This window comes from Streptomyces sp. NPDC043685, assembly GCF_056436585.1.
Genome location: NZ_JBWKCH010000007.1, coordinates 391,313 through 411,298, shown reverse-complemented (window position 1 = coordinate 411,298; position 19,986 = coordinate 391,313). Strand labels below are relative to the sequence as shown.

At 72.4% G+C, this 19,986-nt stretch carries 17 protein-coding genes; 5 read left to right on the top strand and 12 right to left on the bottom strand.

Annotation, left to right across the window (positions count from 1 at the left end; genetic code table 11):
• Positions 1-34: 34 nt before the first annotated feature.
• Positions 35-1,414, top strand: coding sequence for a uracil-xanthine permease family protein (locus AC0665_RS25060; protein WP_478606370.1), 1,380 nt, complete (start codon positions 35-37; stop codon positions 1,412-1,414).
• Here AC0665_RS25060 and AC0665_RS25055 read toward each other — a convergent pair.
• Entirely contained in the window at positions 1,393-2,523 is a 1,131-nt protein-coding gene (locus tag AC0665_RS25055; protein ID WP_478606836.1) for a glycoside hydrolase family 6 protein, read from the bottom strand. The two genes, AC0665_RS25060 and AC0665_RS25055, sit on opposite strands and share 22 nt — an antisense overlap.
• A 175-nt stretch (positions 2,524-2,698) precedes the next feature.
• On the opposite strand from AC0665_RS25055, the gene AC0665_RS25050 reads away from it, so the two are divergent.
• A complete protein-coding gene (locus AC0665_RS25050) occupies positions 2,699-3,412 on the top strand; it encodes a DUF5995 family protein (RefSeq protein WP_478606373.1) in 714 nt (237 codons plus the stop codon).
• 181 nt (positions 3,413-3,593) lie between these two features.
• Here the strand turns inward: AC0665_RS25050 and AC0665_RS25045 are convergent, their stop codons facing one another.
• Positions 3,594-5,291, bottom strand: a complete 1,698-nt coding sequence (locus AC0665_RS25045; protein WP_478705804.1) for a flavin monoamine oxidase family protein — start codon at positions 5,289-5,291, stop codon at positions 3,594-3,596.
• A 47-nt stretch (positions 5,292-5,338) separates the two neighbouring features.
• Positions 5,339-6,127 (bottom strand): carbon-nitrogen hydrolase family protein, encoded by a 789-nt coding sequence (locus AC0665_RS25040; RefSeq protein ID WP_468410110.1) that lies wholly within the window; start codon positions 6,125-6,127, stop codon positions 5,339-5,341.
• Positions 6,128-6,445: 318 nt separating this feature from the next.
• On the opposite strand from AC0665_RS25040, the gene AC0665_RS25035 reads away from it, so the two are divergent.
• On the top strand, positions 6,446-6,982 hold the full coding sequence (locus AC0665_RS25035) for a Repetin (protein ID WP_478705803.1): 537 nt from the start codon (positions 6,446-6,448) through the stop codon (positions 6,980-6,982).
• Here the strand turns inward: AC0665_RS25035 and AC0665_RS25030 are convergent.
• The 7 genes from AC0665_RS25030 to rpe all read right to left on the bottom strand — a co-directional run bounded on the left by AC0665_RS25030 (position 6,951) and on the right by rpe (position 14,270).
• A complete protein-coding gene (locus AC0665_RS25030; RefSeq protein ID WP_478705802.1) occupies positions 6,951-8,147 on the bottom strand; it encodes an MFS transporter in 1,197 nt (398 codons plus the stop codon). The genes AC0665_RS25035 and AC0665_RS25030 overlap by 32 nt on opposite strands.
• Before the next feature lie 137 nt (positions 8,148-8,284).
• Positions 8,285-8,737, bottom strand: a complete 453-nt coding sequence (locus AC0665_RS25025; RefSeq protein WP_104778814.1) for an Lrp/AsnC family transcriptional regulator — start codon at positions 8,735-8,737, stop codon at positions 8,285-8,287.
• Positions 8,738-8,747: 10 nt separating this feature from the next.
• Complete coding sequence (locus AC0665_RS25020; RefSeq protein WP_468410116.1) at positions 8,748-10,217, bottom strand: amino acid permease; 1,470 nt, start codon at positions 10,215-10,217, stop codon at positions 8,748-8,750.
• 318 nt (positions 10,218-10,535) lie between these two features.
• Positions 10,536-11,978: a GuaB1 family IMP dehydrogenase-related protein gene (locus tag AC0665_RS25015; RefSeq protein WP_478705801.1), complete on the bottom strand. Its 1,443-nt coding sequence runs from the start codon at positions 11,976-11,978 to the stop codon at positions 10,536-10,538.
• A 108-nt stretch (positions 11,979-12,086) separates the two neighbouring features.
• Entirely contained in the window at positions 12,087-12,458 is a 372-nt protein-coding gene (locus tag AC0665_RS25010) for a barstar family protein (RefSeq protein WP_478705800.1), read from the bottom strand.
• Positions 12,459-12,461: 3 nt separating this feature from the next.
• On the bottom strand, positions 12,462-13,505 hold the full coding sequence (locus AC0665_RS25005; protein ID WP_363121133.1) for a sugar-binding transcriptional regulator: 1,044 nt from the start codon (positions 13,503-13,505) through the stop codon (positions 12,462-12,464).
• 78 nt (positions 13,506-13,583) lie between these two features.
• Complete coding sequence (rpe, locus tag AC0665_RS25000; protein ID WP_363121132.1) at positions 13,584-14,270, bottom strand: ribulose-phosphate 3-epimerase; 687 nt, start codon at positions 14,268-14,270, stop codon at positions 13,584-13,586.
• A gap of 130 nt (positions 14,271-14,400) precedes the next feature.
• Between rpe and AC0665_RS24995 the strand changes: the two genes are divergently transcribed.
• The gene (locus AC0665_RS24995) at positions 14,401-16,542 is read left to right on the top strand and encodes an MMPL family transporter (protein ID WP_478705799.1); all 2,142 of its coding nucleotides are present in this window, start codon (positions 14,401-14,403) and stop codon (positions 16,540-16,542) included.
• Here the strand turns inward: AC0665_RS24995 and AC0665_RS24990 are convergent.
• Together AC0665_RS24990 and fmt are read right to left on the bottom strand one after the other, a co-directional pair.
• Entirely contained in the window at positions 16,523-17,950 is a 1,428-nt protein-coding gene (locus AC0665_RS24990) for an RsmB/NOP family class I SAM-dependent RNA methyltransferase (protein WP_468410125.1), read from the bottom strand. The genes AC0665_RS24995 and AC0665_RS24990 overlap by 20 nt on opposite strands.
• 123 nt (positions 17,951-18,073) lie before the next feature.
• Entirely contained in the window at positions 18,074-19,006 is a 933-nt protein-coding gene (gene fmt / locus AC0665_RS24985; RefSeq protein ID WP_478606388.1) for a methionyl-tRNA formyltransferase, read from the bottom strand.
• A gap of 281 nt (positions 19,007-19,287) precedes the next feature.
• Here fmt and AC0665_RS24980 point away from each other — a divergent pair, with 281 nt between their 5' ends.
• Positions 19,288-19,833 carry a hypothetical protein gene (locus AC0665_RS24980; protein WP_468410129.1) on the top strand — a complete coding sequence of 182 codons (546 nt, stop codon included), beginning with the start codon at positions 19,288-19,290 and terminating at the stop codon, positions 19,831-19,833.
• Positions 19,834-19,986 lie beyond the last annotated feature (153 nt).

Here is a 19,986-nt window from a genome sequence, read left to right as displayed (position 1 = left end):
GACACTCGCACGTACGACGAAAGCGAACCGCACCATGGATCTCGGCGTCCGCTGGAAACTGCACGGCGACGGGCGCACCCCGGCGCCCGGCGCGGTGGTCCGCCCCGACGAGCGGCTCTCCTGGCCGCGCACGGCCGGGCTCGGTGCCCAGCATGTCGTCGCCATGTTCGGGGCGTCCTTCGTGGCCCCGGTCCTGATGGGCCTGGACCCGAACCTCGCGATCATGATGTCGGGCGTCGCGACCGTGGTGTTCCTGCTCGCCACCCGGGGCAGCGTGCCCAGTTACCTGGGGTGCTCGCTGTCCTTCGTCGGTGTGGCGGCCGTGATCCGCGCGCAGGGCGGCAGCAGCGCGACCGTCACCGGCGCGGTGTTCGTCGTCGGGGGCGCGCTGTTCCTGGTGGGGCTCGCCGTGCGGCGGTTCGGGGCGCGGATCATCCACGCCGCGATGCCGCCGATCGTGACCGGCGCGGTGGTGATGCTGATCGGCTTCAACCTGGCACCGGTGACGGCCTCGACGTACTGGCCGCAGGACCAGTGGACGGCCCTGCTGGTGATGCTGTTCACCGGTCTGGCGGTCGTCTGCCTGCGGGGTTTCTGGTCCCGGATCGCGATCTTCCTGGGGCTGGTCTTCGGGTACGGCATCTCCTGGGTGTTCGACCTGGTCTTCGGCAAGATCCACTCGGTGGACGCGAGCGGCAGGCTCACCGACCACTGGCGGCTGGACCTGTCCGGCGTGGGCACGGCCGACTGGATCGGGCTGCCGAGCCTGCACGCCCCGTCGTTCGAGTGGTCGGCGATCCTGGTCGCCCTGCCGGTCGTCATCGCGCTGGTCGCGGAGAACGCCGGGCACGTGAAGGCGGTCGGTGAGATGACCGGCGACTCGCTGGACGACAAGCTCGGTACGGCGATCGCGGCCGACGGCGTCGGCTCGATGCTGTCCACCGCCGTCGGCGGCCCGCCCAACACCACGTACTCCGAGAACATCGGCGTGATGGCCGCGACCCGCGTGTACTCGACGGCCGCCTACTGGGCCGCCGCCGGTTTCGCCCTGCTGTTCGGCCTGTGCCCGAAGTTCGGCGCGGTCGTGGCGGCGATCCCGGGTGGGGTGCTCGGCGGCATCACCGTCATCCTGTACGGCATGATCGGCCTGCTCGGCGCGCAGATCTGGATCAACGCCGAGGTGGACTTGCGCAATCCGCTGAACCTGGTCCCGGCCGCCGCGGGCATCATCATCGGTGTCGGCAACGTCTCCCTGAAGTTCACCGACACGTTCTCGCTGAGCGGGATCGCGCTCGGCACGATCGTCGTCATCACCGGCTACCACGCCCTGCGGGCCTTCGCCCCGGCCCACTTGAAGACGCAGGCGCCGCTGCTGGACGAGGGCACCTCCTCCTACGACGACGCCAAGTCGTAGGCGTAGGACGCGGTGAACGTCCCGGGGCTGCCCTTGCAGCCGTCCGACTCCCCCGGCAGCTTCACCCACAGGTAGGCGTCGATGCGGGCCTCGCCGGTGGTCAGGGTCGGGGTCCGGCCGAGCGCCCGGCCCGCCGGATCGCACCACTGGCCATCGGGCGGGGCGCCGTTGCCGTTGCGGCTGGTGTCGATGACGGCGCCGAGGCTCGCCGGTCCGCCGAGCGCGTCGAGGACCCGCCGGTCGTAGGCGACCTCGTCGGCGGTGGTGTGGAAGTTGGAGACGTTGCTGAAGATCCCGTCGGACGACTCGGGCGAGGCGGCACCGGCCTGCCGGAGCCAGGCGGCCTGCTTGCCGGGCGCGTTCCAGCCCGAGTGCCCCGCGTCGAAGTACACCCGGGCCCGGGGGTTGGCGGCCTTCAGGACGCGGCCGGCCCGGGCCAGCGAGGCGAAGCGGTCCGCGCGGTCACCGGCGGAGAGGCACTCGGTCTGGGCGACCGAGTCCGGCTCCAGGACGACGACGACCTCGCCGGAGCCCAGCCCCGCCGCGAACCGGTCGATCCAGGCGTCGTAGGCGTCCAGGTCGGGCGCCCCGCCTTGGGAGTGGCCGCCGCAGTCCCGGCCGGGGATCGCGTACGGCACGACGACCGGCACCCGGCCCAGCGCGGCTCCGCCCGAGGTCACCGCGGCGACCCGGGCGGTGACGGTCCGCGGGGAGTAGTCGGCGAACCAGACCGCCGCGGGCTGCTCGGCGATACGGGACGCGATGACCGCGTGCCGGGGGTCGCCGGCATGGGAGCGGACCCATTCCAGCACCTGGGAGTCGGGGTGGCGGTACAGCCGGCCGGCCACGGTGGTGGTGCGCTCCCGCTTCTTCTCCGTCCTCGGCGGCGCGGAGCTGCGCGTACGGTGCGCGGTCGGCGACGGCGAGGGGGTGGCGGACGGGTCGGCGGCCGGCGCGGAGGACGACGGCACGGCCGGCAGGGGCACCGGGCGCGGCGACGCCGACACCCGGGGCGGCGCGGCCTCGTCCGGGGCCCGCCGGTCGTCGAACGCGGCGAGGACCCCCGCGACCGCACCGGCCGCGACCACCAGCGAGGCCGTCGCGACCATGGCGGCGCGCCGGGCGGCCCGCCTGCGCTCGGCCCTGCGGGCGGCCAGGCGCCGGGCGCGCGAGCCTGACACGGTGCTGCTCCCCCTCCCCCTGCGGCGGGCGGTGTTCCCCCGTTTCGGGGAAGCGCCGGGCCCGCCGGTACCTCCGCCAGCCTAGAGCTGCGACTCTGCCCGCATGCCGCGATGCGAACAAGTCCCCCCAGCCGTGGACACTCCGGTCGACGCAGTGATCTCCCGGATGCGCGCGCTCCAGGAGACCCTGCATCCCGCGGACGGGGTGGCGGTCTTCAACCGCGTCTACCTCGCCGTGACGCAGGCGGTGGACCGCTGTGTGGACACCGGGCGGTTCGCGGACGCCCACGCCGCGATCACGCTGGACGTACGGTTCGCGCAGCGGTATCTGGCGGCCGTCGAGTCGGTGGCCGACGAGCGGCGTCCGCCCGCCTGCTGGCGGCCGCTGTTCCAGTTGCGCCGCCATCCCGGGGTACGGCCGCTGCAGTTCGCGCTGGCGGGCATCAACGCGCACATCGGGCACGATCTCGCGCTGGCCGTCGTGGACACCTGCCGTACGCTCGGCTGCGCACCCGTCGACCTGGAGGACGAGTTCGACATGGTGGGCGATCTCCTCGTGTCGCTGGAGGAGCGCATCCGCGACGATCTGATGCCGGGCCCCGACCTGTTCCGGATCGCGGACCCGCTGACCCATCTGCTCGGCTCCTGGAGCCTGGAGCGGGCCCGGGACGCCGCGTGGACGGCGGCCCGGGCGCTGTGGGTCCTGCGCGAACTCCCCGATGTGGCGGAGGAGTTCACGGAACGCCTGGACACGGCGGTGGGCTTCGCTGGGCGCATGCTGCTCACACCGCTGGCCGGGCCGCCACTCCGGGGCTAGGGCCTGTCGTTTGGATCAGGTCGGCCGAGAGTGACTGCGCCTCTCGGCGACCCGAGCGGGGCGTGGTGCGTGCAGATGCAAGGCGGAGGAGGGCGTCAACGCGGAGCGTTGACAACCGACGACAACGCGGCAGATGTGCGTGCCACGCCCCGCGACGCCGGCATGATCCAAACGACAGGCCCTAGTCCTCCGGCAGCTCGACGGGCGCGATCTCGTCGTAGAGGTCGCCCGGGCCCGGGTTGGTCGGGTCGGTGGTGCCGCCGAGGTGGTGCATGACGCCCCAGACGGCGTTGAGGGCGGTCTGGATGGCGCCCTCGGCCCAGCCGGCCGTCCAGGAGATGTCGTCGCCGGCGAGGAAGATGCCGCGCTTGTCCTCGGGCAGCCGGTCCTGCATGAAGTGCGTGAACAGGCGCCGCTGGTAGCGGTAGTGGCCGGGCAGGTTGGCCTTGAACGCGCCCATGAAGTAGGGCTCGTTCTCCCAGGAGACGGTCACCGGGTTGCCGATGATGTGCGCCCGGATGTCGACCTTGGGATAGATCTCGCCGAGCGACTTCAGCATGACCTCCATCCGCTCGTTCGCGGACAGCGGCAGCCACTTCAGGCTGTCGTCGCACCAGGTGTAGGACAGGCAGATCACAGCGGGCTTGTCCGGGCCGTCGTCGAGCAGGTAAGTGCCGCGCGTCATACGGTCGGTGAGCGTCATCGACATGACGTCCCGGCCGGTCTCCTCGTCCTTGTCCAGCCAGAACGGCCGGTCGACCGGCACGAAGAGCTTGGAGCTCTCCATGTAGTGGGTGCGCTCGATCGCGGTCCAGTGGTCGATCGGGAAGAGCGAGTCGTCGCAGGCGATCTTCGACAGCAGCATCCAGGACTGGGCGGTGAAGACGGCCGCCTTGAAGGTGCGGATGTCGCCGCGCGCGTCGATCACGGTGATGCGGTTGCCGGCCGTGCGGTGCAGCCGGGTGACGGCGGGCAGCGGCTCGCCGCCCTCGTGCAGGGTCGCGAGCGAGGTGCCGAGCGGCCAGTGGACGATCTTCTGCGGCTCGCGCTCCCACAGGCGCAGCGGCAGCTGCTGGGAGCCGCCGACGATGCCGCGGTGGTGGTCGTCGGCCTCGGTGTAGACGACGCGCAGGATCTCCAGGATGGAGTTGGGGAAGTCGGTGTCCCAGCCGCCCGTGCCGAAGCCGACCTGGCCGAAGATCTCCCGGTGCCGGAAGGACTTGAACGCCTCGGAGTCGCAGAGGAAGCCGTAGAACGTCTGGTTGTCGAGCTTCTCGACGAGCTTGGACCAGATCTCGCGGATGCGCGGCACGTCCCGCTCGCGCAGGGCGCGGTTCATGTCGGAGAAGTCGGCGCCCTCCTCCAGGCACCGGCCCCAGGCCTCGGCGACGTCCCGGTAGACCTGCGGCAGGTCCTCGATGGTCTCGGCGTAGTGCGACTCGCCCTTGAGGTCGACGACGGTCGAGGGGGTCGCCTCGGCCAGGGGGTTGGGGAAGGGCCGGGTCTCGAGGCCGACGAGGTCGATGTAGTGCTGGAGGGCCGTGGAGGACGGCGGGAAGCGCATGGCGCCCATCTCGGCGGTGAGGGACTCGTCGCAGCCGTCGAAGCCCACCGTGCGCAGCCGGCCGCCGATCTGGTCGGCCTCGTACACGACCGGCTTGAGGCCCATCTTCATCAGCTCGTACGCGGCGACGATGCCGGACAGGCCGCCGCCGATGACGGCGACCTCCGTGCCGTGCTCGGTCGCGGGTATCTGCCCGAGACCGGCCGGGTGGGCGAGGAAGTCGTCGTAGGCGTAGGGGAAGTCCGGGCCGAACATGGTGATCGGCGGCTGCTGCGCGTCAGCGTGCTCGACGGCGTTGGGCACGGTGGACGTCATGGGGTACGGACTCCTTGCACGGGTACGAACGGGCGGTTCAGGGGGCGTCAGACGAGCGGCCGGTACAGGCCGGGCCGCCGGTCGCTCAAGTACGGGTTGGCCTCGCGCGAGGCGGCGACGAAGGCGGGGTCGACGTCGGCCAGGACGAGGTCCTCGCCGCGCCCGGCCCGGGTGCGGGCGATCCCGTCGGGGCCGGCGAGCGTGGACAGGCCCACGAACTCGAACTCGCCTTCCTGGCCGACCCGGTTGACGTACGCGACGTACATCTGGTTCTCGAAGGCCCGCACCGGGATCATCGACTCGGCGACGAACTGGAATGGATGCATCTGCGCGGTCGGGACCACCAGCAGGTCGGTGCCGGCCAGGGCGTGGGCGCGGACGTTCTCCGGGAACTCCACGTCGTAGCAGATGAGGATGCCGACGCGCACGCCGCCGATCTCGGCCTGGACGACCGGCTGGTCACCGGGCGTGAAGTGGTCGCGCTCGAAGCAGCCGAAGAGGTGGGTCTTGCGGTAGTTCGCGAGCCGGGTGCCGTCGGCGGAGATCAGCTGGGCGGAGTTGAACACGGTGTCGCCGGCCCGCTCGGGGTAGCCGTAGGCGATCGCCAGGCCGTGGTTCGTGGCGATCTCGGCGATCGCGTCCGCGCAGTCGCCGTCGGCGGGCTCCGCGAGCCGTCCGATGCCGTCGCCGATCGCGTAGCCGGTCAGGAACATCTCCGCCGTGACGAGCAGCCCGGCACCCGCGGCGGCGGCCCGGCCCGCGGCCTCGTCGAGGACCTTCAGGTTCTCGACGGTCGAGCCGGGGCGGCCGGAGCTCTGGAGCAGGGCGGTGCGCATGCGTGATCCTCACCGGGCGAAAGGGGGTCGGGGGGCCCACGGGGTCGTTGGAGGGGCCACATAGACGGTACGGGCGGCTGACCAGGGCGGACAAGCAGGAGCCGTTGCGCGCCGGTGAACGGTTCATTGCGTGCGTGCCGGGCCGGGCGGCGATTCGTTGCGCGCCCCGGGGTCGTACCCGGCTCCTCCTGGGAGGGCAGGCCCGCTCCGTCTCGCCCGCCGTACGGCGGAGGCGGGGTCCCGCCCCGAGCGCGATGTCCGTTCCCCGTCGGGCCGGGAGAGTGAGAGCTGTCCATCCGGCCTGCGGAAAGGAACGCAATGAAGCGCTTTGCGAAGATCGTCGTGCTGGGGTCCGCGCTGCTGCTCACGGCCGGGGCGGCCTCGGCGGCGACCGCGTCCGACGCGCCCCGGCAGCGGGAGGCCGCGGCCCTCACCGGCACCGCCAAGCTGTACCGCTCGGCGGGGGACGACATCACGTTCTCCTTCGACGCCCATCTGGCGGCCCGGGACACCGCCGATCCGATGAAGGCCACCGGCACCTTCGAGTTCAGCCACTACCTGAACGGCGAGGGCGCCCGGGCGAAGGTGAAGGTCGACTGCCTGGTGACCGGCGGCAAGGTGGCCGTCGTCTCCGGCGTCGTCACCGAGTCCGATCTCCCGGGCGCCGAGGGCAAGCGGGTCGGCGTCACCGTGCACGACCTCGGACGCCACGACCGGCTCGGCTACAGCTGGGCGTCCACGGGCAGTCCCGCCGAGACGGAGGGCCTGCCCAAGTGTGTGAGCTCCGCCCCCTTCGAGAAGGTCAGGAAGGGGACGGGCGACTTCACGGTCGTGCCGTGGCGGCCCGAGATCTAGCCAGCGCCAGGGCCGTCACCAGGTAGGGAATCGCGAGGACCGCGAAGACGGTGCCGTGCGCCAGGCCGGTGCCGAGCAGCGCGTACACACCGAACGTGGCGACCGTGGCCAGCTCGGTGCCCAGGCTCGCCACGGAGGTGAGGGTGGCCCGGCGGGACTCGTCGATGCGGTGCTGGAGACGGACGTCGGCGAGCACCTCGGACAGCTGGAACCCGGCGAAGGCGAGGCTCACCAGGGCCACACCGGCCAGGGAACGGGTCAGGGCCCCCAGGGCGAGGGCGAGGGCGGCACCCGCGAGCAGCACCGCGAGGCCGGTCGTGCCGAGGCGTTCGGCCGGGCCGGTCAGGAGGCTGCCGAGGGTGACGCCCGCCCAGATCAGCATGATCAGGTAGGGCACCGTGGCGTCGGCGACGCCGATGTCCCGGACCAGCAGCGGTGTGTACTCGTCCAGCGCGCCCCACACCGCGGCCACGGCGGGCACCAGCAGCAGGGCGCCGCGCACGCCACGGTCCCCGCGGATCTCGGCGAGTCCGGCGCGCACGGTGGTCGCCCAGCTGTCGGCGGGGCCCTCGGGCCGCGCCCGGTGCTCCGGGAACCGGGTCGCGGTGAGGGCGGTCAGCACACAGGACAGGACACCGGCGGCACCGGCCGCCGCGTAGCCGCCGTGGGCGAGGACGGGCCCCGCCAGGCCCATGGAGGCCACGGTGCCCAGCAGCCGCGCCGCCCGGGCCCGGCCCATGACGCGCGCGTAGCGGCCGGCGGCGCCGAGCCGGTCCAGTTCGTCGTAGACCAGCGCCTCCAGAGCGCCGGAGCCGAGCGCCCCGCCCGCGCCCCACAGGACGAATCCGGCCGCGAACGCCCCGTACGACGGGACGGCCACCCACAGCGCGAAGCCGGTGGCGGTGAGCAGCGGGCCGATCCACAGCAGCCTGCGGCGCGACACGATGTCGGCCCAGGCTCCGGAGGGGACCTCCAGCAGCACGGCGGTGACCGACCACAGGGCGAACAGGGAGGAGATCTGCCAGAGCGACATCCCGGTGTCGGCGAACAGCAGCGCGTACACCGGGTAGAGCAGGACGAAGTCGTCGAGGAACGCGTAGCCGTACAGCGTGGCCGTCAGCCGCCGGACGCCGGTGGCGGGCACGCGTGCGGGTGAGAGTGTCATGAGGCCTTCCCGGAAGGACGGATCGGACGCCGGAGGTACGGCGGCCGAGGCGGTCCTCGGGAGGCACGGCTGGTGGATCAATGTCGCCGGGTCATGACACCCAGGCTAGGGGGTCGCGGCCGGTGCGGGCCACGGAGTTACGTGGGCGAGCCCGACGAGAAGCGGCGCAGCAGCGGCGAGAGCACGAGCACGGACTTGGTCCGCTCGACGAAGGGCTCCCCGGCGATCCGCTCCAGGACCCGTTCGAAGTGGCGCATGTCGGAGGCGAAGACCTGGGCGATCGCGTCCGCGTCCCCGGTGACGGTCGAGGCGGCCACGACCTCCTGGTAGCGCTCCAGGCCCCGCTGGATGGTCTCCGGGGAGGTGTTCCCGCGGCAGTAGATCTCGACGAACCCCTCGGTCTCCCAGCCGAGGGCGCCCGGGTCCACGCGTACGGTGAAGCCGGTGATGGCTCCGGTGGCCCGCAGCCGGTCCACGCGCCGTTTCACGGCGGGCGCGGACAGGCCGACGAGCGAGCCGATGTCGGCGTAGGAGCGGCGGGCGTCCTCGGCGAGGGCGTGCACGATGCGTTCGTCGAGATCGTTCAGCACAGTGGGTTGATCACTTTTCGGATGGCGCGAGTCGGGAACGGCGGTAGCCGTACCCGAAGTAGAACACGAGACCCACGGCCATCCAGACACCGAAGACGACCCAGGTCACGGTCGACAGGCTGCCCATCATCCAGAGGCAGAAGGCGAAGCCCAGCGCGGGCAGGACCGGGGACAGCGGCACCCGGAAGGTGCGGGGCATGTCCGGCTGGGTGCGGCGCAGCACCACGACGGCCACGTTGACGAGGGCGAAGGCGAACAGGGTGCCGATGCTGGTGGCGTCGGCGAGCTGCCCGAGCGGGATCGCGGCGGCCAGGACACCACAGAACAGGGAGACGATCAGGGTGTTGGCGCGCGGGGCGCCGGTCTTCGGGTGGACCTTGGCGAACACCTTGGGCACGAGGCCGTCGCGGGACATGGCGAACAGGATGCGGGTCTGGCCGTACAGCACGGTCAGGACGACGCTCGCGATGGCGATGACGGCGCAGAACGCCAGCAGCGTGCCCCAGAAGGTCTGCCCGGTGACCTCGCGCATGATCTGGGCGAGGGCGGCCTCGGAGTCGGTGAAGTTCTTCCACGGCTTGGCGCCGACGGCGACGGCCGCGACCAGGACGTACAGCGCGGTGACGATGACCAGCGAGAGCATGATCGCGCGGGGCAGGTCGCGCTGGGCGTTCTTGGCCTCCTCACCGGCGGTGGAGGCGGCGTCGAAGCCGATGTAGGAGAAGAACAGCGTGGCGCCGGCGGCGCTGACCCCGGCCATGCCGAGCGGCATGAAGTTCTCGTAGTTGCCGGAGCGGAAGCCCTGCACGCCGATGGCGCAGAACATCACCAGCGCGGCGATCTTCACGACGACCATGACGGTGTTGGCGCGGGCGGACTCGCGGGCGCCGCCCAGCAGGAAGGCCATGGCGAGCAGCACGACGATCAGCGCCGGCAGGTTGAACACGCCGCCGTCGCCGGGCGGGGCGGACAGGGCGTCGGGGATGGTGACGCCGATGGTGCCGTCGAGCAGTTCATTGAGGTACTCGCCCCAGCCCACGGCGACGGCCGCGACCGACACGCCGTACTCCAGGACCAGGCACCAGCCGCATATCCAGGCGACCAGCTCACCCATCGTTGCGTACGCATACGAGTACGAGGAGCCGGCGACGGGGATGGTGCCCGCGAGCTCGGCGTAGGAAAGGGCCGAGAACAGGGCGGTGAGGCCGGCGATGACGAAGGAGAGCGTGACGGCCGGGCCCGCCTTCGGGACGGCCTCGCCGAGGACGACGAAGATGCCGGTGCCGAGGGTGGCACCGATGCTGATCATGGTGAGCTGCCACAGTCCGAGGGTGCGGCGCAGCGACCCTCCCTCGCCCTGGCCACCCTCTGCCACCAGGCGTTCCACGGGCTTGCGGCGCATGAGGCGCGCGCCGGTCCCGGGGGGCGCGGAAGCGGCTGTCTGGCCTTGGTTCTGCGGGGGTGCGCCTTGGTCGAGCACGCGCTGGCTCCTTTTCGCTGCCGGTCAGGGCGGCGGGGACCGGGGACGCCCTTGAGCAGGGACCCACCGAGCGGAGTCCCCGCCACGCCACGTACGAGGCGACAGCCTATGAGCAACGGCGTTGCTGTCGAAATGCAGCAACCTTGCGCATCCCCGCAAGATCATTGCGTTCCCCGGGGCTGGACGGGTGTTCGTTGCGGGGCGGCTGACGAGTGTTGCATCCGAGCCGTCAGAGGCTCCCTACGCCGACGGCGGGCCCCACGCATGCGCGAGGCCCCCGAGTGTTCTCGGGGGCCTTGCGCGCGTGCGTGGGGCGGGTCAGTTCCAGCTGGCGTGCAGCGGCTTGCCCTCGGCGTAGCCGGCGGCGCTCTGGATGCCGACGATGGCCTTCTCGGCGAACTCCTCCAGGGAGCCCGCACCGGCGTAGGTGCAGGAGGAGCGGACGCCCGCGATGATCGAGTCGATCAACTCCTCGACGCCAGGGCGGGCCGGGTCGAGGAACATCCGGGAGGTGGAGATGCCCTCCTCGAACAGCGCCTTGCGGGCCCGGTCGTACGCGGACTCCTCCGAGGTGCGGTTGCGCACGGCCCGGGCGGACGCCATGCCGAAGGACTCCTTGTAGGCGCGGCCCTGGGCGTCGTGCTGGAGGTCGCCCGGGGACTCGTACGTGCCCGCGAACCAGGAGCCGACCATCACGTTGGACGCGCCGGCCGCGAGGGCCATGGCCACGTCACGGGGGTGGCGGACGCCGCCGTCGGCCCAGACGTGCTTGCCGTACTTCTTCGCCTCGGCGGCGCACTCCAGGACGGCGGAGAACTGCGGCCGGCCGACGCCGGTCATCATGCGCGTGGTGCACATGGCGCCAGGGCCGACACCGACCTTGACGATGTCCGCGCCCGCCTCGATCAGGTCGCGCACACCCGCGGCGGCGACCACGTTGCCCGCGACGATCGGCACCTGCGGGTCGAGGTCGCGCACCAGCTTCAGGGCGCTGATCATCGACTCCTGGTGGCCGTGCGCGGTGTCGATGACGAGGGCGTCGACTCCGGCGTCCAGCAGCTGCTGCGCCTTGCCCGCCACGTCGCCGTTGATGCCGACGGCGGCGGCGATGCGCAGCCGCCCCTGTGCGTCGGTGGCCGGCGTGTAGAGCGTCGCGCGCAGGGCGCCCTTGCGGGTCAGGATGCCGGCGAGGGTGCCGTCCTGGTTCACCGCGGGGGCGTAGCGGCGGTTGGCGTGGTCGAGGGTGTCGAAGGCCTCGCCCGGGTCCATGTCGGCGTCGATGAGCAGCAGGTCCCGGGACATGACCTCGGCGAGCTGCGTGAAGCGGTCCACGCCGGACAGGTCGGCGTCGGTGACCACGCCGACCGGCTTGTGGTTCTCGTCGACGACGACACCGGCGTCGTGCGCCCGCTTGGGCAGCAGCGCCAGGGCGTCGGCGACGGTCTGGTGCGGGGACAGGATGATGGGGGTGTCCAGCACGAGGTGCCGGCTCTTCACCCAGGAGACGACGTCGGTGACGACGTCGTTCGGGATGTCCTGCGGTATCACCACGAGGCCGCCGCGGCGGGCCACGGTCTCGGCCATGCGGCGGCCGGCGATGGCGGTCATGTTGGCGACGACGAGCGGGATGGTGGTGCCCGTGCCGTCCGGGGAGCTGAGGTCGACGGCCTGCCGTGAGCCCACCGAGGAGCGGCTCGGCACCATGAAGACGTCGTCGTACGTCAGGTCGTACCCGGGCTGTATGTCATTGAGGAAACGCACGTGCTGCACATCCCAGTCGATCAGAGGTGACCCCCGGACCGGCCGGCCAGGGGGAAAGAGCACGTACTTCATTCTCCCATGGCCGACGCCCGAACGACCCCCAGCAGATCATCCAGGCTGGTCAGGGGGCCTCTCGGAGGATTCTCCAAGGCCGAGGGTGACGAACAGCCCGGGGCCCTGGTCCGTCGCCTCGGCGAAGATCTCCTCGGCGACCTGCCACTCGTCGGGCCGCGTCTCGGCGTACGTCCGCCAGCCCCGGACGACGACCAGCAGCCCCCGCTCCCCGGCCTCCTCGGGCCAGAGGGCGGGGTCGGCCAGGCAGTCGGCGAGGGCGTCCCAGTTGCGCCCGAACCAGTCGGGCAGGGCCAGGTCACGGACGCAGCGGTCCATCAGGCCCGCCTTGTCCGTGACCCCGTCGAGGTCCAGGACGAGCACGATCCGGCCCGCCGGATCGTGCACGCCGTGCGCCTGACCGGCCACCCGTCAGACTCCGTCCGGGTCGGACCGGTTGAGCGCGGGCTTCGGCGCCGGTCCGGCCGTCATCAGGTAGTCCGCCGCGGACGTGTCCGTCACCAGGCTGGTGACGAGCCCGGAGCGCAGCACCGCGTCGATCGCGGGCCCCTTGCGCTGCCCGCCTGCGATCGCCACGACCTCGGGGATACGGCGGAGCTGGTCGGCCTTGACGGTGATGCACCGCTCGCCCAGGTCCCGGCCGACCCGGCGGCCGTCGGCGTCGAAGAGGTGCGCGGACATCTCGGCGGCGACCCCGAGGGAGGCATAGTGCGCGCGCTCCTCGTCGCTCAGCATGTCGTGCACCGTGGAGATGCCCGGCTCCCAGGACCCGATGGAGACACAGGCGACGGTGACCTTGTCGAAGTGCTCGAAGGCCCGGGCGATGCCCGTCTGGTTGCGCAGCGCCGCGGCCGTGGCCGCGTCGGGCAGCAGCATGGGCGCGTAGATGGGGTGGGCGTCCCCGCCGGCCACCTGGGCGGCGCGGCGTACGGCCTCGACCGAGCCGCGTTCGGCGGTCCCGGCGTCGTACACGCCCGTCAGCTGCACCACCGTGCACGGCGGCAGCCGGTCGAGCGCCGCCGCCATGTGGATGGTGGAGCGGCCCCAGGCCAGGCCGAGGACATCTCCTTCGTCGACCAGTTCGCCGAGCAGGTCGGCGGCCACTTCTCCCAGGTTCTCGGGGTCGGGCGTCTCCTCGGCCTCGGCCGGGGACTCGACCACGACGGCGTGCCTGAGGCCGTAGCGGGCGCGGAGCGCGTCCGAGCGCTCGGCGTCCAGCTCGGCGGGCACACGGATCTCGATCCGGACGAGATCCCGTTCGAGGGCGGTCTCCAGGACCCGGGCCACTTTGAAGCGGCTGACGCCGAACTCCTCCGCGATCTGGATCTTGGACTTGCCCTCGAGGTAGAAGCGGCGGGCCATGGCCGCCGCCTGCACCAGCTCAGCGGGTCCCATCCGCATGGCTGACCGGCCCGCCGACATACCCGACACGGCGTTCTCCTCACTGCTGTTCACACTCTGGATTCGCCGTTCATCCTTGCAGATCCGGCGCGGTCGATCAGCCCTGATGAGAGCCGTTCACTTTGCTGTGGCTCAGTGGTCGCAGGCCCAGGAGGCCTTCGCCGTCGCCGCGTCCGCCTGCGTGCGTAGTGCACGTACCGCCTCGGCCGGGTCGTTTGCCCCGTAGACCGCCGATCCGGCCACGAAGACGTCGGCTCCGGCCTCGGCGCAGCGCTCGATGGTGGACGCGGAAACTCCGCCGTCGACCTGGAGCCAGAGCTCCAGTCCGTGCTTGCTGATCAACTCGCGGGTGCGGCGGATTTTCGGAAGCATGATGTCGAGGAAGGCCTGTCCCCCGAAGCCCGGTTCGACCGTCATGATCAGCAGCATGTCGAGCTCGGGGAGCAGGTCCTCGTACGGCTCGATGGGGGTCGCGGGCTTCAGCGCCATGGAGGCGCGGGCGCCCTTGGCGCGGATCTCCCGGGCGAGCCGGACCGGTGCTGCGGCGGCCTCGACATGGAAGGTGACGGAACCGGCCCCCGCTTCCACGTACTGCGGCGCCCATCGATCGGGGGCCTCGATCATCAGATGGCAGTCCAGCGGGGTGTCCGTCGCACGGGCCAGCGACTCTACGACCGGCACGCCGAGCGTGAGGTTCGGGACGAAATGGTTGTCCATGACGTCGACGTGGAGCCAGTCGGCTCCCTCCACGGCCTTCGCCTCGTCCGCGAGGCGGGCGAAATCTGCGGACAGGATGCTGGGGTTGATCTGCGCGGCCATGTCCTAAGACTGCCATGCCCTTCGGGGGTTGTGGGCATCGGTCCCGGCTGGTCTGCCGGCTGCGGGACTCACGTGGTTCGTCGTGTGGTTCCCCGCGCCCCGTACCGGTGTCTTCGCGGAGGGGAATGACATGAAGCAGGGCGTCGCGCACCTCGTCTGCGGGCGGCGGGCCAAGTGGCTGGTCCTGGGCCTGTGGGTGGTCGTGCTGTTCATCGCCGCGCCGTTCGCCATGAAACTCACCGACGCGCAGGACAACGACGCGGCGTCCTGGCTGCCGGGCTCCGCGGAGTCGACGCAGGTGCTGCGGATCTCCGAGGACTTCCGGCCGGAGCAGATCCCGGCGGTCGTGATCTACGCGCGCGAGAGCGGCCTGACGGGGCAGGACCGGGCGGAGATCGCCGAGGACGTGCGGCAGCTCAAGCAGCTGCGTGACCACGGCATCCTCGGTGAGCAGACGCGAGGGCCGGTGTTCGACCGGCAGGCCGATCCGCGGGCGGCCCAGGTCTTCGTGCCGATCATGATGGACGAGGAGGGCTGGGAGCGGATCTCCCCCGCCGTGGAGTCGATCCGGGACGACGTGGGTGAGGGCGGCGGCGGGCTGAGCGTGCACATCACCGGCCCCGGCGGCACGTCCGCGGACTTCGCCGAGGCGTTCGAGGGCATCGACTCGACCCTGCTGCTGTCGGCGATGGCGGTCGTCGTCGTCATGCTGCTCATCACCTACCGGAGTCTGACCCTGCTGCTGGTCCCCCTGGTCGCGGTGGTCTGCGCGCTGTTCACCGCGCAGGCACTGATCTACCTGCTGGCCGAGCACGGCGGTCTGACGGTCAACGGCCAGAGCGCCGGCATCCTCACGGTGCTGGTCTTCGGGGCCGGGACGGACTACGCCCTGCTGCTGGTGGCCCGCTACCGGGAGGAACTGCGCCGGCACGAGGACCGGCACGAGGCGATGGCCCTGGCGCTGCACCGCGCGGGCCCGGCCGTGCTGGCCTCCGGCGCGACGGTCGTGCTGAGCATGCTGGTGCTGCTGGTCGCCGAGATGAACTCCACCAGCGGCCTGGGCCCGGTCGCCGCGATCGGCGTGGCGGTCGCCCTGCTGGCGATGATGAGCCTGTTCCCGGCCCTGCTGGTGATCTTCGGCCGCTGGATCTTCTGGCCGGTGATCCCGCACCACGGCAGTCCCGACCCGACCGAGCGGGGCGTCTGGGCCCGCACGGGCCGCCGTATCGCCCGCCGTCCCCGGCTGACCTGGGGCGTCACGGCGCTGGTGCTGGCGGTCTGCTCGCTGGGCCTGATCCAGCTGCGCGCGGAGGGCATCGGCAACGCGGACGCCTTCACCGGGAAGCCCGACTCGATCACCGGCCAGGAGGTGTCGGCGCGCTACTTCCCGGCGGGCAGCGGCGCCCCCCTGGTCATCGTCAGCGACCGGGCGCAGGCCGTGCGGGTGGGCCGCGCGGTCGCCGCGACCGAGGGCGTGGTCCCGCAGTCCCTCGGCCTGCCGCCCGGCACCAGGCCGGTCTTCGAGGGCAAGGTCCTCTTCGAGGCCACCATGACCGCCCCCGCGGACAGCGAGGCCGCCAAACAGACGGTCCAACGGGTCAGGGACGCCGTGCACGCGGTGCCGGACGCCGATGCCGAGGTGGGCGGCGGTACGGCGGCCCTGCTGGACATGGACGAGGCGACCACGCACGACAACCTGCTGATCATCCCGTTGGTGCTGCTGGTCGTCCTGCTGATCCTGTGCGGCCTGCTGCGCGCCCTGATCGCCCCGCTGCTGCTGATCGGCACGGTCATCCTGTCGTTCGCGGCGGCACTCGGCATCAGCGCGCTGGCGTTCCGGTACGTCTTCGACTACGCGGGCGAGGCGACCGACTTCCCGCTGTTCGTCTTCGTGTTCCTGGTCGCCCTGGGCATCGACTACAACATCTTCCTGACCACCCGCATCCGCGAGGAGGCGGCCCGCCAGGGCACCAGGGCGGGCGTCATCACGGGTCTGGCGGCCACGGGAGCGGTCATCACCTCGGCCGGCCTGGTCCTGGCGGGCACCTTCGCCGCCCTCGGCACCCTTCCGATGGTCGCCTTCGCCGAGATCGGCTTCACGGTCGCCCTGGGCGTCCTCATCGACACCTTCATCGTCCGCTCGGTGCTGGTGACGTCGTTGTTCCTGGACGTCGGGCCGAGGGTGTGGTGGCCGCACCGGCTGGCGCGCCGGGACGGCGGCGGGCCGGACCGGGCGGTTGTGGGCGCGGGAGTCAGCCGGTCCGGCGAATGAGCGCCAGGTACATCGCGTCGGTCCCGTGCAGATGCGGCCAGAGCTGCACGTCGGGCCCCTCGCCCAGGTCCGGCACGCCGGGCAGCAGCGGGCGGGCGTCGATGAGCTCCGTGTCCGGGTGCTGCTTGAGCACGTCGGCGATCACGGCCCGGGTCTCGGCGAGGTGCGGCGAGCAGGTCGCGTAGCCGACGACACCGCCGACCCGCACCGACTCCAGGGCGGTGCGCAGCAGCCCCCGCTGGAGCGGCGCGAAGCCCTCCAGGTCCTCCGGGCGGCGCCGCCAGCGTGCCTCCGGGCGGCGGCGCAGGGCACCGAGGCCGGTGCAGGGCACGTCGACCAGCACCCGGTCGAAGCTGCCGGGCCGCCACGCCGGGCGCGTTCCGTCCGCGGCGATCACCTGGTACGGCCCCGGGTTCCCGTCCAGCGCCTTGGCGACGAGTCCGGCGCGATGCGTCTGCTTCTCGGAGGCGACCAGCAGGGCGCCCCGCTCGGCGGCCAGCGCTCCGAGCAGCGCCGCCTTGCCGCCGGGTCCCGCGCAGCCGTCCAGCCAGCGCCGGTCGGGCCCGTCCAGGGGCGCGTTGGCGAGGGCGATCGCCACGAGCTGACTGCCCTCGTCCTGCACACCCGCGCGCCCGTCGCGCACGGCCGCGATGGCGCCCGGCTCCCCGCCCTCGGTCAGCCGCACGGCATAGGGCGACCAGCGCCCCTGCTCGGCGGCGTCCTCCTCCAGCAGTTCCTCCGGGGTGGCCCGTCCGGGCCGTGCCACCAGGGTCACCTCGGGCCGCTCGTTGTCGGCGCGCAGCAGGTCCTCGACGCCGGCCCGCCCGCCGCCCAGGGAGTCCCACAGCGCGGAGACGACCCACCTGGGGTGCGAGTGGACGACGGCGAGATGGTCCTCGGGGTCCTCGTCGTACGGGGGCGCGACCTTCTCCAGCCAGTCGTCCAGATCGTGCTGCGCGACCTTCCGCAGCACGGCGTTGACGAACTTGGCCCGGCCGTCGCCGAGCACCACCCGGGCGAGCTCGACGGTCGCGGACACGGCCGCGTGCGTCGGGATCCGGGTGCCGAGCAGCTGGTGCGCGCCGAGGCTGAGCACGTCCAGCACCGGCGGGTCGACCTCGCCCAGCGGCCGGTCCACGCAGGTCGCCAGGACGGCGTCGTACGTCCCCTGCCGCCGCAGCGTCCCGTACACCAGCTCGGTGGCGAGCGCCGCGTCCCGGGCGTCGAACGTCTCCGGGCCCTCCTTCTCCCGCGCCTTGCGCAGCAGGGGCGGCAGGACGAGGTTGGCGTAGGCGTCCCGCTCGTCCACCGCCCTCAGCGCCTCGAAGGCGAGGATGCGGACGGGGTCCTTCTTGGGCCGGCGGTAGGGCTTGCCCGACGTGCGGGCTCGGCGGGGCTGTTCGCTCACGAAAAAGGTGCTCCGGGGGTGAGAAGAAGTGCGCCGTCCAGCCTACGCCGCCGGGAGCGGGGCGGGACCGGCGGACCGGCAGCGGTGCGCCGGTCCGCGTCGCGGTCCCCGCCCGGGCCGGCCTCAGCCGCCGAGCCGCTCGCCCTCGGCGATGCGCACCCCGCGCGCCCAGTCCGCCGCCCGCATCGGCTTCTTGCCCTGTGCCTGCACCCACAGCAGCTCGACGCCGTACGAACCGGTCCCGACGTACACGTTGTTCTTCGCGGCGGCGATCTGCCCGGGGGCGAGGTCCGCCCGGTCGGGCACGGGCGCGACCTGGATGAGCTTGAGGCGCTCACCGCGGAACGTGGTCCAGGCGCCGGGGGCCGGGGTGCAGCCCCGCACCATCCGGTCCACGCGCAGCGCGGGGGCGTTCCAGTCGAGGTGCGCGTCCTCGACGTTGACCTTCGGGGCGAGGCTGATCCCCTCGGCCGGCTGCGGTACGGCCTTCAGCGTGCCGTCCTCGATGCCGTCCATGGTCGCCGCGAGCAGCCCGGCCCCGGCGAAGGCGAGCCGGGTCAGCAGGTCACCGCTGGTGTCGGTGGGCCGGATCTCCTCGGTCACCGTGCCGTACACCGGCCCGGAGTCGAGCCCCTCCTCGATCAGGAAGGTCGACGCGCCGGTGATCTCGTCCCCGGCCATGATGGCGTGCTGCACCGGGGCCGCGCCGCGCCAGGCCGGCAGCAGGGAGAAGTGCAGATTGACCCAGCCCTGCGCCGGGATGTCGAGGGCGACCCGGGGCAGCAGCGCCCCGTAAGCGACGACGGGGCAGCAGTCCGGCCCGATCTCCCGCAGACGCTCCAGGAACTCGGGGTCCTTGGGCTTCGCGGGCTTCAGCACCTCGATCCCCGCCTCCTCCGCCCGCTCGGCGACGGGCGACGCGACGAGCCTGCGTCCGCGCCCGGCCGGCGCGTCGGGCCGCGTGACGACGGCGGCGACCTCGTGCCGCCCGGAGGCGAGCAGAGCGTCCAGGGCGGGAACGGCGACCTCGGGTGTACCGGCGAAGACGAGCTTCATGGGGTGGTGGGAGCCTCTCGGACGGGGGCGGCTGACGGGCGACGCCCAAGTCTATGAGCCGGAAACGCAAAGCCGCCGAGGGCGCTCTCCCCCTTACGGGAGACCCGGGCCCGAGGGCCGCGGACCGAGGCGCACGTCCCGCGCAAACGGGCGCACGCATATGCCCCCGCGCCCCCACACCGTGACCAGCGGAGCGAATCCGCGTTGGTCAAGACAGAGTTGACCACAGCGGGCCACGATCGCGGCCCATTCCTTTCAACGCCGGTTCGAGAGGCTTGTTCATGGCCGACCACGCAACCCACGACGCCCAGGCTCGGGCCAGCCTGCACTTGCTGGTGCGGGACATCGAGCGGGTCCGCCGGCAGGTGGACGCACTGCGCACCCTCACCGCCCAGTTGGGCAACGTCTACCGCCCGCGCCGCTCCGGCCCCTCCACGGGCTTCGTCGTCTACGGACGCGCACCCGCCCCGACCGTCCGTCTCGCCCAGGAGCTGCGGGACAGTGTCGAGACCCTGGTCACGGCAGCCGTGGACTTCGACCGCTCGCTCGGCTTCTCGTGGGACGCGGTGGGCTCCGCGCTCGGAGTCACCAAGCAGGCGGTGCACCGCCGTTACGGCGCACGCCGCGCCACGGCCCAGACGGCCGCGGTCGAGCCCGAGCGCACCCCGGAGCCGTCGGGCAGCCGCACGGTCGGCGTGCCTCCCGGGCTCCCCACGGTTCCGACGGTCCCCGCGGCCCGCTCCATGCCCACGCAGCCGACCGCGGGCAGCCCGGCCCTCCGCGACGAGGTGCGGCCGACGGCCTTCCCCGGCCCGCGCAACGGCTGACCCTTCCCCGGCACCCGCCCTCCCGGACGACTCCGGGAGGGCGGCCGTGTCTCCGAGCGCGCCGCCTGCGGACCGCCGGACGGCCCGGCTAGTCACCGGCACGCGCACGGCAGCCCCGACCCCTGCCAGGCACCGGCGCGCCACAACCGCCCG

Bases quoted from the DNA above. Each gene is read 5' to 3' on its own strand.
- AC0665_RS25060 (WP_478606370.1), top strand. From the start codon at position 35: ATGGATCTCGGCGTCCGCTGGAAACTGCACGGCGACGGGCGCACCCCG.
- AC0665_RS25055 (WP_478606836.1), bottom strand. From the start codon at position 2,523: ATGGTCGCGACGGCCTCGCTGGTGGTCGCGGCCGGTGCGGTCGCGGGG.
- AC0665_RS25050 (WP_478606373.1), top strand. From the start codon at position 2,699: ATGCCGCGATGCGAACAAGTCCCCCCAGCCGTGGACACTCCGGTCGAC.
- AC0665_RS25045 (WP_478705804.1), bottom strand. From the start codon at position 5,291: ATGACGTCCACCGTGCCCAACGCCGTCGAGCACGCTGACGCGCAGCAG.
- AC0665_RS25040 (WP_468410110.1), bottom strand. From the start codon at position 6,127: ATGCGCACCGCCCTGCTCCAGAGCTCCGGCCGCCCCGGCTCGACCGTC.
- AC0665_RS25035 (WP_478705803.1), top strand. From the start codon at position 6,446: ATGAAGCGCTTTGCGAAGATCGTCGTGCTGGGGTCCGCGCTGCTGCTC.
- AC0665_RS25030 (WP_478705802.1), bottom strand. From the start codon at position 8,147: ATGACACTCTCACCCGCACGCGTGCCCGCCACCGGCGTCCGGCGGCTG.
- rpe (WP_363121132.1), bottom strand. From the start codon at position 14,270: ATGGCCGCGCAGATCAACCCCAGCATCCTGTCCGCAGATTTCGCCCGC.
- AC0665_RS24995 (WP_478705799.1), top strand. From the start codon at position 14,401: ATGAAGCAGGGCGTCGCGCACCTCGTCTGCGGGCGGCGGGCCAAGTGG.
- fmt (WP_478606388.1), bottom strand. From the start codon at position 19,006: ATGAAGCTCGTCTTCGCCGGTACACCCGAGGTCGCCGTTCCCGCCCTG.
- AC0665_RS24980 (WP_468410129.1), top strand. From the start codon at position 19,288: ATGGCCGACCACGCAACCCACGACGCCCAGGCTCGGGCCAGCCTGCAC.